The sequence below is a fragment of the Raoultibacter phocaeensis genome, assembly GCF_901411515.1.
GTDB classification, from domain to species: domain Bacteria; phylum Actinomycetota; class Coriobacteriia; order Coriobacteriales; family Eggerthellaceae; genus Raoultibacter; species Raoultibacter phocaeensis.
Genome location: NZ_CABDUX010000001.1, coordinates 240,042 through 252,854, shown reverse-complemented (window position 1 = coordinate 252,854; position 12,813 = coordinate 240,042). Strand labels below are relative to the sequence as shown.

Genomic DNA, 12,813 nt, shown 5'->3' with positions numbered 1-12,813 from the left:
AATGGAATACTTGAGCACTGCTGACATTCGAGAAAAATACCTGCGCTTTTTCGAGGAAAAGGGCTGCAAGCGCATGCCTTCTTCCTCGCTTATCCCCGACGATCCGTCGCTTCTTTTGACGAGCGCCGGCATGGTGCAGTTCAAACCGTACTTCCTGCAGCAAAAGCACCTCGAGGCACCCTACGTCGGCACGACGACCGTGCAGAAGTGCGTGCGCACCAACGACATAGACATCATCGGCACGACGGGGCGGCACTTGAGCTTCTTCGAGATGCTCGGAAACTTCAGCTTCGGCGATTACTTCAAGGAGGAGATGTGCGCGTGGGCGCTCGAGTTCTCCACCGAAGTGTTGGGACTCCCCGTCGATCGCCTGTATTTCACGGTCTTTTTCGATGACGACGAGACCATCGAGATATGGAAATCGCTCGGCATTCCCGAGGAGCGCATCTCGCGGTTGGGCGAAGAGGACAACTTCTGGCGCGCCGGGCCCACAGGCCCGTGCGGCCCCTGCTCCGAGCTATACTACGATCAGGGTCCCGAATTCGGGTGCGGCAATCCCGACTGTGCACCCGGCTGTGATTGCGATCGTTACCTCGAATACTGGAACCTTGTGTTCACCCAGTACGATGGCCAAGAAGACGGCACGCTCGTAGAGCTTCCCAAGAAGAACATCGACACGGGTATGGGGCTCGAGCGCATCGCCGCTATCATGCAGGGCGTTCAGTCCAACTACGAGATCGACCTTATGCGCGATCTGCTCTCTGTGGGCGAACGTCTGGCGGGTGCGACGTACGGCGAAGATGCCGAGACCGATTTGAGCCTGCGCATCATCGCCGACCATAGCCGCTCGGTTACGTTCATGATCTCCGACGGCATCCTTCCCTCCAACGAAGGTCGCGGCTACGTGCTGCGCCGTTTGCTGCGCCGTGCCGTCATGAAGGGGCATTTGCTCGGTATCGAGGGTCCGTTCTTGGGCGAGTACGTCGACAAGGTGATCGAGCTCATGGGCGACGTGTACCCTGAGATCGTCGAGAACCGCGAACTCACCCAGCGCGTGGTGCTGTCGGAGGAAGAGCGCTTCGGTTCCACGCTGCGCCAGGGGCAGGCCTACCTCGACGATGCGCTCGGCAAGCTCGAAGGCGATGTGCTTGCGGGCGAGACCGCTTTCACGCTTCACGATACGTACGGCTTTCCGATCGAGGTTACCGAGGAAATCGCCGATGCGCGCGGCATCACGGTTGACCTCGAGGGCTTCGAGCGCTCGATGGCCGAACAGCGCGCCCGTGCGCGTGCGAATGCGAAAGACGCCGACAAGGCGTGGTCCACGTACGGCGGCGTCATGAGCGAGATAGTGGAAGAAACGGGTCCGACCGAGTTTGTGGGATACACCAAAAACGACGCCTCGGCCCGCGTGCTCGCCATCGTCAAAGATGGGGCGAGAGTCGATGCGCTTGCAGCGGGCGAAGAAGGCCGCGTGGTGCTCGATGCAACGCCGTTCTATGCCGAAAAGGGCGGTCAGGTGGGCGATATCGGCGTTCTTGCCGAAGATGATGTTCTCGTCGAGGTCCTCGATACGAAAGAGCCCGAGAAGGGCCTGATCGCGCATACCGTAAAGGTTTCAGAAGAGCTGCCCGGCGGCCGCATTCGCGTCGGCGATACCGTACGTGCCGCCATCGACGTGCCGCGCCGCGAGCGCATACGCCGCAACCATACGGCAACGCATATCCTGCACTGGGCGCTTCGCCAAGTGCTTGGCGAGCATGTGAAGCAGGCCGGCAGCTTCGTCGCGCCAAACCGTCTCCGCTTCGACTTCACGCATTTCGAGGGCATGACACCCGAGCAGATTGCCGAAGTCGAGCGTCTGTCGAATCAGAAGATCATGGAGAACCATGCGGTCCGTGCCTACGAGACCTCCATCACGTCGGCGCGCGAGGCGGGCGTGATCGCGCTGTTCGGCGAGAAATACGGCGAATTCGTGCGCGTGCTCGACATCGAGGGCGTATCGCAGGAGCTTTGCGGCGGCACGCACGTGTCGGCTACGAGCGAAATCGGTTTCGTGAAGATCACCGGCGAGTCGAGCGTGGGCGCGAATCTGCGCCGCATCGAGGCGGTTACCAGCTTTGATGCGCTCGAGTACATGAACAGGGTCGAAGACGAGCTCAAGGATACAGCATCCGAGCTCAAGGTGCCCCTGTTCGATGTGAGTGAGCGCACTGCTGCAAACCTCAAGGCCATGAAGGATTTACAGGACAAGCGCAAGAACAACAAGGAGATCGCCTCGGGGGAAGAGATGCTCTCGATTCTCGATACCGCGCTCGATGCGGGCTACCCGCTTATCGTTGCCAACCTCGGCACCGCCGATGTCGGGGGGCTGCGCAACGCCTGGGATATCGTGCGGGCTCGCCTGAATGCGCCCGGTGCCGCCGTGCTCGCAGCAGACAACAACGGCACGCCGATCTTGCTTGCCGCAGGCACGCCCGAAGCGGTTGAAGCGGGCTTCGACGCTGGAGCCGTCATCAAGGCTATCTCGCCTTCGATCAAGGGCGGCGGCGGCGGCAAACCGTCGATGGCGCAGGCCGGCGGTAAAGACCTTTCCGGCATAGACGCGGCGCTCGACGCGGCGCGCTCGATGCTCGTTTCCGCGTAGCCGTAAGGAACAACCATGAGAGTCATGGCGCTCGATATCGGGCAGGTTCGCGTCGGCCTGGCCATCTGCGATCCTGCCGAGCAGGTGGCAACGCCGCTTGCCGTACTGCCCGCAGCCGATGTGCTCGGCAACACGCCGGCGTTTCGCCGTCTTCTCGAAGATTGGGAGCCCGAGCTGTTCGTGTGCGGGCTTCCGTACACCATGGGGCATAAAGAAGGCCCGCAGGCGAAAAGCATCAAGGCGACGGCCGAGAAGATCACCGATGCCACCGGCATCCCCCACGTGTTCGCCGACGAGCGGCTGAGCTCGAAGGAGGCCAAACGGAGTTTGCGTGAAAAGGGCTTCGGCGAGCGGGAGATGCGCGGAAAAGTGGATATGATAGCTGCGAGCTTGTTTCTCCAGGCGTGGCTCGATGCTCGCCACGCGTAAGGCGCGCACGTTCCGACGTCTGAGCCCTATAGAAAGGTAGCCGATGGCCCCTCGTAGACAGGTCACGTATTCCAATCGCCCGAACCACGCGGCTCGCGCTGCGCACCGAGCGGGCGAGCGTCAGTTCAAGACGTACGATACGAGCCATATCCGTCCCAAAAAAAGCAAAGCGCCCATCATCGTGGCGATCATTCTCGCCATCGTGGTGATCGGCGGCTTGGGATGGGGCGGATTCACGCTGTTCAAAAGCTGTTCCGCCGAGCCGGCTGCTGCCGAGACCCTCGCCGAGGGCGAAAGCGTGACGCTGACCATCCCCGAGGGGTCCGGTGCCATGACCATCTCGGAGCTGCTGTTCAACAACCGCGTCATCGGGGATTCTTCCGAATTCGTGAAGTTCGTGACCGGGGCCGGCCACGAATCGGCGCTGAAACCGGGTACGTATACCTTCACTGGTCCCTTGACCACCGAAGACGTCGTCGGCATGCTCGTAGCAGGTCCGGGCGACGAATCGTTCACCGTGCCCGAGGGCTTTACGATCCGGCAAACTGCCGAGCGCGTCGCCGAAGCCTATCCGGACACTATCACCGCCGAAGAGTTCCTCGCACGCGCAAGCGACGCTTCAGCCTACGAGGCCGATTACCCGTTTGTGGCGGGGGCGTACGACAACACGCTCGAGGGCTTCCTGTTCCCGAAGACCTATCCGCTCATCGCCGATGCCACGGCCGATGCGGTGGTGCGCCAGATGCTCGACCAGTACAAAACCGAGATCGCGACCATCGATTTCTCGTACGCCGAGCAACAGGGCTTGAACCAGTACCAGGTGCTCATCGTCGCATCGCTCATAGAGCGCGAGGCTTCGCTTGACGACGAGCGCCCCACGGTATCGTCGGTCATCTACAACCGCATGGCGGCCGATATGCTGCTCCAGATCGACGCGACGATCGCCTACGCGAAGGGTTCTACCGAGATCACGCAGGAGGATCTCGATACCGACGGTCCGTTCAATACGTACTTGAACAAGGGGCTTCCCCCCGGACCCATCTGCTCGCCCGGGCTTTCATCGCTGAAGGCGGCCGCCCAGCCCGCCGATACGACCTATCTGTACTACGTGGTCTCGGGCGCTGGCGACGGTTCGCACAACTTCAGCGAGACGTACGAAGAGCACCAGAACAATATCGCGCAGTCCTAAAGCCGCAATCGTTACGCTGAGCTGTCATGTCGCTGATCGAGCCCGAACGATATTTCTCGCGCATCTCGATGATCGATATCCAGAAGGATATCGTCGATGCTGGGTTTTCCCATGTGCTGCTCGATATCGACAACACGATTTTCACGCGCGACACCCATGAGGTGCCGCGCGATGTGGCCTTCTGGCTTTCTAAGGCGCGCAGCGCGGGCATCACGTTCTGCCTTGTTTCGAACAACTGGCACGAGGGGGTCTACGAGCTAGCCGGCAAGCTCGACCTTCCGATCGTCGCCAAGGCGGTGAAGCCGCTGCCGCCCGCGTTTCTCATCGCGCTTCGCAAAATCGACGCGAAACGTGCGAATACGCTCATGATCGGCGATCAGCTCATCACCGATGTGCTCGGCGCGCATTTCCTCGGCATGACGGCCTATCTGCTCCAGCCGCTTGTCGAACAGGATCTCAAGCATACGCTTATGCTCCGCAACGTCGAGAAGGTGTTCATGCGCGACCGCGAACCCGAGGGAGCCGCGGGGGGCTTGGCCGATGTGCCCGTGGGCTCGCAACCTGCTGCGGGAGGCTTGGCCGATGTGCCTGCGGGAGCGCAGCCCGTGACGGCTGCACGCGAGGGAGGAGACTGATATGGAGCATCTGTACCTTCTGGGTCATCCGATCGGCCACTCGAAATCGCCTGCCATGTACCATGCATTGTACGCCGAGCTTGGCCTTCCCTGGAACTACGCTTCCAAGGATTGCGCGACCGAGGACGAGGCACGTGCGTTCCTCGAAGCGCGTGAATTCTTCAGCATCAACATCACAACGCCCTACAAGCCGCTTGCCTTCGAGGTTGCAACGATGCGGTCGGCTACGGCAAAGCTTGCCTGCGGGGCGAACATGCTTGTACGCAAGAACGGTGCGCTCATCGCTTACAACGTCGACGGCGAGGGCTGTGTTGATTACCTCGAGCGCACGGGCTTTCGGTTTTCGGGCGCAGAAGTTGTCGTATGCGGCACGGGTCCGACGGCGCTTTCGATTTTTCATGCATGTGCGCTTGCGGGTGCTCGACGCGTGGTGCTCGTCGGCCGCGACCTCGATCGGACGCGGGACGCGTTTCAGGCTTATACCGAGCAGTACCGCACGCTCGCCTATGCGACCGTCGATCTGCCTGTCGCTCGCGAAAACCGCTTGAGCTTTCGCACCGCCTTCGAAAAGGTTGATTTCGCTTTCGGCAGCTATGAGACGGCTACGAAGGTATTTACCGAGGCCGATCTGATCGTGAACGCGACGCCGCTCGGCATGCGCAAGGGCGATCCCGCGCCGTTCGACACATCGCTGCTTCGCGAGGGCCAAACCGTGTTCGACGCCGTGTACGGGCACGGTTTGACGGCCCTTGTCTCGGGGGCGGAAGCAGCAGGTTGTACGGTGTTCGACGGGCAGGGCATGCTCGTGGCGCAGGCGGTTGCCACGGCCACGGCTCTGCTCGATATCGCTGGCGTCGATACGTCGCTTACCCGTGAAGAGATGTTCGACATCATGGCCGAGGCCGCAGGGTTCGATCTGTAGCGGTATAATCGACTGCGAACGAAACGACGGTTCGCGCATACGTTCGCTCATGTGCGGGTCGGATGAAACCAGGAGAAGCGCATGCACTACATAACAGCGGGTGAGAGCCACGGCCCTGCTCTGACGGCTATCGTGAGCGGCGTGCCGGCGGGGTTGAAGATTTCGCTTCGGCAGATCGACAGCGATCTTGCACGCCGTCAATCGGGCTACGGACGCGGCGGACGGCAGGCGATCGAGAAGGATCATGCCGAGATTCTGTCGGGCGTGCGGTTCGGTCGAACCCTCGGAACGCCGATCACGCTGCAGGTTGCGAACAGGGATTGGGAGAACTGGACCGACCGCATGGCTGCGTTCGGCGAGGCGCCCGAAGGCCTTGTGCGCGAGGTGACGCCGCGACCGGGGCATGCCGATCTTGCGGGCGCGCTCAAAACCAACACCGACGATTGCCGCAATATCCTCGAGCGGGCGAGCGCCCGCGAGACGGCGGCGCGCGTTGCCGCCGCAGGCGTTGCGCGCGAGCTGCTCGCCGATCTTGGGGTAGAGATATACTCGTACGTGACGCGCATCGGTTCTGCGGCCTTCGAGGAAGACGATCCGATGATCGCCGCCCCCGATTACAAGCCCCTCGATATCGAGATGAGCGATGTGCGCTGCCCTGACGAAGCGGCGACCGAGAAGATGAAGGCCGCCATCGATGCTGCACGCGAAGCGGGAGAGAGCCTGGGCGGCGAATTCCGCGTGGTGGTCACGGGTCTTTTGCCGGGAATCGGCGGATACGCGACCCCGACGGATCGCCTCGCTTCGCGTCTCGGTGCGGCCTTGTTCTCGATTCCGGCCATCAAGGGCGTGGAGTTCGGCATGGGTTTCTCTGCGGCTGCCTCGGTCGGCTCTCTAGTGCACGACCCCATCGTGCACAGTTCGAAGGACGGGTTTTCGCGGGCGAGCAACAACGCCGGCGGACTCGAGGGCGGCATGACGACGGGCATGCCCCTCATCGTCACTGCGGCGATGAAACCGATCCCTACGCTTTCGAATCCGCTTATGACGGTCAACATGGATACGCTCGAAGTTGAAGAAGCGTCGAAGGAGCGCAGCGACGTGTGCGCCGTTCCGGCTTGTGCGGTCGTTGCCGAAAGCGAGGTGGCTTTCGTGCTTGCGAACGCTTACCTCGAGCGGTTCGGCGATGCGAACATGACCGACATCAAAACCGCCGTGAAAGCGTACCGTCAACGCATCAAGACGATGTCGCGGTAGGTGGATCGATGGGGCGAGACGCATCGCAACGACCGTCTGCAAGCGGCCACGCCTCAGGCGGCGATGGCGCTGCCCGAAGGCAGCACGGCCATGGTTCGAGAGGCGGCGGATCCAGTCGGCAGCAGCACGGCCGCGCTTCGGGCGGTCACGCCCCGAATGCGCGCAATCCCCAGGCTCCCAAGCGCAACCGCCCGCCGCACACGCTGGCTAAGCCGGTCTTTTTCGTGGGCTTCATGGGCGCAGGCAAAACGTCGGTTTCGCGGCGCCTTGCGCGCATGTGCAATATTTCCTCGATCGATCTCGACACCTACCTTGAGCGACGCGAGGATAGAAAAGTCAAAGACATCTTCGCCGAGGTCGGAGAAGACGGGTTCAGGGATATCGAAACCGCGGTTCTGCGCGAATTCATGGCTGCCGAACCGCAGCTCGTTTCGTGCGGCGGCGGCATCGTGAAGCGCCCTGAGAACCGTGAGCTTTTGAAGCGAAGCGGGTTCGTGGTGTACCTCAAGGTCTCGGCCGACGAGGCCCAATCCCGCATCAGCGACCTTTCGACTCGGCCGCTGTTCAACGACATCGAAGCGGCACGCGCCATGAACGCCGAGCGTTTGCCGCTTTACGAGGAAGTGGCCGATGTCGTGATCGACACGGCGGGCAAAAGCGTGGGCAGGATCGCCGGTGAGGTGAAGGACCTGCTCAAGAAGAAAGGAATCCTGTGGCAATCGCACGAATAGTGGTCAACATCGCCGATGCGCCGAGCTACGATGTGCGCGTCGGTACCGATATCGTCGAATCGATCGGCGGGTATCTGAGAGAGGTGAACTCATCCGATACCGCCCTCATCGTAACCGATGGGCACGTAGGTCCGCTGTATCTCGACTCCGTCAAGGCATCGCTTGCCGAAGCGGGTTACCGTACGCTCGACATAACCGTTCCCGCTGGGGAGGATTCGAAATCGCTTGCAGTGGCAGGCGAGATATGGTCGGCCATGGCAAACCTCAAACTTTCGCGCGACGTGCTCGTAGTGGCGCTCGGCGGCGGAGTCGTGGGCGATCTTGCCGGCTTCATCGCGGCAACGTACATGCGCGGAGTCGCATTCGCCCAGGTGCCCACCTCGCTGCTCGCTATGGTCGATTCGTCGGTGGGCGGAAAGACGGGCATCAACCTTGACCAGGGAAAAAACCTCGTGGGATCGTTCAAGCAGCCGGTTTGCGTGTGCGCCGACACCTCGGTGCTTTCCACGCTTTCCGAACGCGAATGGGCATGCGGCTGTGCCGAAATCGCGAAATCGGCCGTCATCGACTCCGACGAGTTCTTCTTCTGGTTGACCGATGCGGCCCCTTTGCTTGCGGCGCGCGACGAGAATACGGCAGCAGAGGCGATAGCGCGGTCGGTGGTGTTCAAGGCGAACGTGGTTGCCGAAGACGAAACCGAGAGCAAGGGTGTGCGCGAGTGTTTGAACTACGGTCACACGCTCGGCCATGCAATCGAGGCGCTTGCCGGGTTCGGCACGTTTTCGCACGGCGAGGCGGTAGCGGAGGGCATGCGGTTTGCGGCGCGCCTCGGCGTCGCCTGCTCGAGTACGCCGACCGATGTGGTTGCCGCCCAAGACGAGCTGCTCGACGAGCTCGGATTGCCGTCACTTGCCTTCTCGGCGGAGCCGGAAGCGGTGCTCGACGCCATGAAGGGCGATAAGAAGGTGCGCGGCGGACAGGTGCGTTTCGTGCTCCCGCGCGATATCGGCAGGTGGGAGGTTGCTGAAATCGACGACGCCATCTTGCTCGAGCATCTCGGTGCCTGGGCGCGATCGAAAGAGGTGTAGCGCTGTGGCGATGAAAACCGTGCTTTTGCTCAATGGGCCGAATCTCAACATGCTCGGCGTGCGCGAACCTGCGGTGTACGGGTGCGATACGCTTGCCGCAATCGAGGCCGAGGTGGTTGCCTATGCGGCCGAGCGCGGCGTAGAGGTTGCCTGCTACCAGTCGAACCACGAAGGCGCCCTCATCGACAAGCTCCACGAGGCGCATACCGCATTCGACGGGGTTATTTACAATCCCGGTGCCCATACGCACTATTCCTACGCGTTGCGCGACGCTATCGGGTCGATCGATACTCCCGTCGTAGAAGTGCACCTGTCCGATATCGAGGCGCGCGAGGAATTCAGGCGCATTTCGGTGATCGCTCCGGTGTGCATCGCCCAGATCAAGGGAAAAGGGAAGGCCGGCTACAAGGAGGCGTTCGATGTCCTGCTCGAATACGACGCGAAGCGATAGGCTGCGCGCTGCGGCGTCCGAATGCGAGGCGGATGCGTTTTACGTGCGTAACCAGTCGAACCTGCGGTGGCTGACGGCTTTCGACGGCGTGTTCGACGATGAGGATGCCCACGCGATGGTCGTTACGCGTAGGCGCGCCGTGCTTCACACCGATTCGCGCTACGGTGAGGCGTTCAGGCGTGCCGCATCGGGAGGCGTTATCGAGATCGACGGGGCAGGGCGCTCGCATGCTGCGTTTGCGAGCGACGTGTTGGGGCATGCCGTTAGGGGGGCGGCTGCCGAGGGCGGCGAAGCGCACGCGACCAAGACTTCGATGCGCGACGAGGCTGCAGGCGAAGCATCCGCGACTGTCACGCGCCTTGCGATCGAAACCACGATGGAGCTCGGCGAATTCCGCGCGCTTGAAAAGGTGTTTGCCGATTCATCCGTTGAGCTTGTCGAGACGAGCGGCGTAATCGTCAAGCTCCGTGCAGTAAAGGACGCGGGCGAGGTGGCGCGGATGCGCGTGGCCCAAGCTATCACCGATGCGGCGTTTTCCCATATAGCGGCGTTCATGAAGCCGGGCATGACCGAGCGCGAGGTGCAGATAGAACTTGAGGACTTCATGGTGAGGCACGGTGCGGAAGGCTTGGCCTTTCCCTCGATCGTGGCAACGGGCGCAAACGGCGCTTCGCCTCACGCCATTCCCGGTGAAACCGTTCTCGAGGCAGGCCAGTGCGTCGTACTCGATTTCGGCGCGCGGGCGCAGGGGTATTGCTCGGACATGACGCGCATGGTGTTTCTCGGCGAACCCGACGAGCGCATGAGGCGAGCGTACGAAACGATTCGCGAAGCGAACGAGCGCGTGCAGGCCGCTTTGATGCCCGGTGTGACCGGCGCGCAGATGCACCAGCTTGCCGAGGACGTGCTTGCGCACAACGGATTCGGCGGGAAGATGGGCCACGGTCTCGGCCACGGGGTGGGCATCGACATACACGAGGAGCCGGTGCTTTCGCCTCGCAACCCCCTTCCGCTCGTTGCAGGAAACGTCGTTACGGTCGAGCCCGGCATCTACCTTGCCGACGAGTTCGGCATGCGCTTGGAGGACTTCGGCGTGATCACGGACGACGGGTTCGACGCGTTCACCCGATCGACGCATGAGATGGTGATCGTCTGATCGCAGGATGCGCCTGCCAAGATCGCGCTGTTCGGGTGCGGCCCCTGCGGCGTTCTCGATGCACGGTGCCAGGCAAGGACTGTGGTACGGCCTTTGGCGGTACGAGCGCCATCCCTGCTTTTTTTCTGATGAGCGCGTATCGATGGGAGGTCATAACCCAAGATGGTTATAATAGAGCGGCTTTATGGTATGAATGGATGCAGGGCATATGATCCTCGTGTCCTGATCTGAAAGGAATTGACAGATGGCAATCTCTACCGCCGATTTCCGCAACGGCATCTGCATCGAGTACAACGGCAGGCTCTGCACGATCGTCGAGTTCCAGCATGTGAAGCCCGGCAAGGGCGGCGCGTTCGTGCGCACGAAGCTGCGCGACATCAAAACCGGGCGCGTCATCGACAACACGTTCAACGCCGGAGTGAAGGTCGAACAGGTCCGTTTGGACAACAAGAAGCTCCAGTACCTCTACAACGACGGTGCCGATTACTACTTCATGGACAACGATACGTTCGAGCAGACGGCGGTTCCTTCCGAGGTCATCGGCGACAACGCCCAGTGGCTCAAGGAGAACGACGAAGCCTCGATCCTCTATGCGGCAGATGAGCTCATCAGCATCGAGCCCCAGATGTTCGTCGAACTCGAGGTGACTGCCACCGAGCCCGGCTTCAAGGGCGATACCGCCACGAACACCACCAAGCCGGCTACGCTCGAAACCGGTGCGACCATCCAAGTGCCCACGTTCGTCGAGATCGGCGACGTGCTTCAGATCGATACGCGCGACGGCCGCTTCATCAAGCGCGTGTAGACAACATCGATACATTTGAATCCGAGGGCTTGAAAAAGCCCTCAACAAGGAGTCGGAGCCCATGGGGTTTCGGCTCCTTCGTTGCGTGCTCAGGGTGGCTCGAGTTTTCCTTTCGATGCAAAAATCGGCAAAAGTTGCAAAAATCGGCAAAAGTTGCAAAAATAAGCAAAAGAAATCAAGGACGTACTCACGGCACGATTGGATGAGCAATGGAAACGCGAGACAACCCTTTTACTCCGAGTTTTGGGCAAATTCCTCCCTGCATGGCGGGTCGGGAGCATATCATCGACGCGATAACACTGGCATTCGACAGGGGCTCGGGAGACCCGAACCTCTCGACGATTTTTGTTGGGGCTCGCGGAACGGGAAAGACGGCGCTGCTTGCCTATCTTTCCGAAAAGGCGCTAGCTCACGGATGGGTTTCGGCAAACGTCTCAGCGGTGGACGGCATGCTCGAGGATATTATCGAGCGTTCGATTGAATCGGCATCCGAGCTCATTGACGTGCGCGATGGGGCACGGGTCAAAGGGGTTTCCGTTGGAGGAGTGCTTGGCATCGAGTGGGAATATCGCGATCCGCAATCGGGTAACTGGCGTACGCGTATGAATTCGCTCATAAAGGAACTCGAAGCGCACGGCACGGGTTTGCTTATCACGGTTGACGAGGTGCGTGCCGATCTTGACGAGATGGTGCAGCTCGTATCTGTTTATCAGCATTTCGTTAGAGAGGGCAAGAAGGTCGCGCTGCTGATGGCAGGACTGCCTTATAAAGTGTCATCCCTGCTCACGGATCAGTCGATTTCCTTTCTGCGACGTGCGCAGTGCCACTACTTAGAAAGGATTCCCGATTACGAAATTGAAAACGCGCTGCGAAAAACAATTGAGAACCCGGGCCGCAGCATCGAAGCGGAAGCGCTGTCGCTTTCCGTCGATGCGATCGGCGGGTTTCCCTACATGATGCAATTGGTGGGCTACAGGATGTGGGATGTTCAGCCCGACGAACCATGCATTACTCAAGAGGATGCCGCAAAGGGCATACGCCTTGCCTCGCGCGAGATGAAAAGCCGAATCATCGAAACGACGTACCGAGAGCTTTCTAACGGCGATCTGCGGTTTTTGAAAGCTATGCTGCCCGATGAGAAAGAAAGCCGGTTGTCCGATATAGCGCAACGCATGGGGAAGAAGAGCAATTACGCAAGTCAATACAAACGGCGTCTTTTGGAAGAGGGCGTTATCGGCGAGCGAGCGCGCGGGGTAGTGGGATTCGATATCCCCGGATTTCGCGAGTACTTAACCGGCGAAAGCGACTAGCTTCGTTTTCCGAAGAGCGGTGGCAAACGCGCGGCTCGTCCTGTGATTCTTTACGCATATGCCTTCCACCGTACGAATATGTTGCTTGTCCACGAAATCACACCCTGCCTCGTGGTTTTCTTCCGCGTTCTTATATAATGCTCTAATGCCTGAATGGCGCATGCGCCGCATGGTTCGGGAAAACCACCGCATAACG

Annotated in this window: 12 protein-coding genes; all 12 read left to right on the top strand. The window is 60.7% G+C overall.

The genetic code is table 11. From position 1 onward, the window contains the following. Nucleotide 1: 1 nt before the first annotated feature. The 12 genes from alaS to FJE54_RS01025 all read left to right on the top strand — a co-directional run bounded on the left by alaS (nucleotide 2) and on the right by FJE54_RS01025 (nucleotide 12,617). Nucleotides 2-2,647 carry an alanine--tRNA ligase gene (alaS, locus tag FJE54_RS01080; protein WP_139650708.1) on the top strand — a complete coding sequence of 882 codons (2,646 nt, stop codon included), beginning with the start codon at nucleotides 2-4 and terminating at the stop codon, nucleotides 2,645-2,647. A 15-nt stretch (nucleotides 2,648-2,662) separates the two neighbouring features. Next, nucleotides 2,663-3,076, top strand: a complete 414-nt coding sequence (gene ruvX / locus FJE54_RS01075; RefSeq protein ID WP_139650706.1) for a Holliday junction resolvase RuvX — start codon at nucleotides 2,663-2,665, stop codon at nucleotides 3,074-3,076. 43 nt (nucleotides 3,077-3,119) lie between these two features. Further along, nucleotides 3,120-4,265 carry an endolytic transglycosylase MltG gene (mltG, locus tag FJE54_RS01070; protein ID WP_139650704.1) on the top strand — a complete coding sequence of 382 codons (1,146 nt, stop codon included), beginning with the start codon at nucleotides 3,120-3,122 and terminating at the stop codon, nucleotides 4,263-4,265. Nucleotides 4,266-4,291: 26 nt separating this feature from the next. After that, complete coding sequence (locus FJE54_RS01065) at nucleotides 4,292-4,900, top strand: YqeG family HAD IIIA-type phosphatase (protein ID WP_139650703.1); 609 nt, start codon at nucleotides 4,292-4,294, stop codon at nucleotides 4,898-4,900. 1 nt (nucleotide 4,901) lies between these two features. Beyond that, nucleotides 4,902-5,822, top strand: coding sequence for a shikimate dehydrogenase family protein (locus tag FJE54_RS01060; protein ID WP_139650701.1), 921 nt, complete (start codon nucleotides 4,902-4,904; stop codon nucleotides 5,820-5,822). A gap of 81 nt (nucleotides 5,823-5,903) precedes the next feature. Continuing rightward, the gene (aroC, locus tag FJE54_RS01055; RefSeq protein ID WP_139650699.1) at nucleotides 5,904-7,076 is read left to right on the top strand and encodes a chorismate synthase; all 1,173 of its coding nucleotides are present in this window, start codon (nucleotides 5,904-5,906) and stop codon (nucleotides 7,074-7,076) included. A gap of 8 nt (nucleotides 7,077-7,084) precedes the next feature. Next, nucleotides 7,085-7,807 carry a shikimate kinase gene (locus FJE54_RS01050; protein WP_255467151.1) on the top strand — a complete coding sequence of 241 codons (723 nt, stop codon included), beginning with the start codon at nucleotides 7,085-7,087 and terminating at the stop codon, nucleotides 7,805-7,807. Continuing rightward, complete coding sequence (aroB, locus tag FJE54_RS01045; protein ID WP_139650697.1) at nucleotides 7,789-8,895, top strand: 3-dehydroquinate synthase; 1,107 nt, start codon at nucleotides 7,789-7,791, stop codon at nucleotides 8,893-8,895. The genes FJE54_RS01050 and aroB overlap by 19 nt, the downstream gene beginning before the upstream one ends. A gap of 10 nt (nucleotides 8,896-8,905) precedes the next feature. Continuing rightward, complete coding sequence (gene aroQ, locus FJE54_RS01040) at nucleotides 8,906-9,346, top strand: type II 3-dehydroquinate dehydratase (RefSeq protein ID WP_139652154.1); 441 nt, start codon at nucleotides 8,906-8,908, stop codon at nucleotides 9,344-9,346. Beyond that, entirely contained in the window at nucleotides 9,315-10,502 is a 1,188-nt protein-coding gene (locus FJE54_RS01035; protein ID WP_139650695.1) for an aminopeptidase P family protein, read from the top strand. Before aroQ ends, FJE54_RS01035 begins: the two co-directional genes overlap by 32 nt. A gap of 244 nt (nucleotides 10,503-10,746) precedes the next feature. Beyond that, nucleotides 10,747-11,307: an elongation factor P gene (gene efp / locus FJE54_RS01030; RefSeq protein WP_139650693.1), complete on the top strand. Its 561-nt coding sequence runs from the start codon at nucleotides 10,747-10,749 to the stop codon at nucleotides 11,305-11,307. Nucleotides 11,308-11,570: 263 nt separating this feature from the next. Further along, entirely contained in the window at nucleotides 11,571-12,617 is a 1,047-nt protein-coding gene (locus FJE54_RS01025) for an ATP-binding protein (RefSeq protein ID WP_255467150.1), read from the top strand. Nucleotides 12,618-12,813 lie beyond the last annotated feature (196 nt).

Coding starts and splice junctions, on each gene's coding strand:
- alaS (WP_139650708.1), top strand. CDS start 2: ATGGAATACTTGAGCACTGCTGACATTCGAGAAAAATACCTGCGCTTT.
- ruvX (WP_139650706.1), top strand. CDS start 2,663: ATGAGAGTCATGGCGCTCGATATCGGGCAGGTTCGCGTCGGCCTGGCC.
- mltG (WP_139650704.1), top strand. CDS start 3,120: ATGGCCCCTCGTAGACAGGTCACGTATTCCAATCGCCCGAACCACGCG.
- FJE54_RS01065 (WP_139650703.1), top strand. CDS start 4,292: ATGTCGCTGATCGAGCCCGAACGATATTTCTCGCGCATCTCGATGATC.
- FJE54_RS01060 (WP_139650701.1), top strand. CDS start 4,902: ATGGAGCATCTGTACCTTCTGGGTCATCCGATCGGCCACTCGAAATCG.
- aroC (WP_139650699.1), top strand. CDS start 5,904: ATGCACTACATAACAGCGGGTGAGAGCCACGGCCCTGCTCTGACGGCT.
- FJE54_RS01050 (WP_255467151.1), top strand. CDS start 7,085: ATGGGGCGAGACGCATCGCAACGACCGTCTGCAAGCGGCCACGCCTCA.
- aroQ (WP_139652154.1), top strand. CDS start 8,906: ATGAAAACCGTGCTTTTGCTCAATGGGCCGAATCTCAACATGCTCGGC.
- FJE54_RS01035 (WP_139650695.1), top strand. CDS start 9,315: ATGTCCTGCTCGAATACGACGCGAAGCGATAGGCTGCGCGCTGCGGCG.
- efp (WP_139650693.1), top strand. CDS start 10,747: ATGGCAATCTCTACCGCCGATTTCCGCAACGGCATCTGCATCGAGTAC.
- FJE54_RS01025 (WP_255467150.1), top strand. CDS start 11,571: ATGGCGGGTCGGGAGCATATCATCGACGCGATAACACTGGCATTCGAC.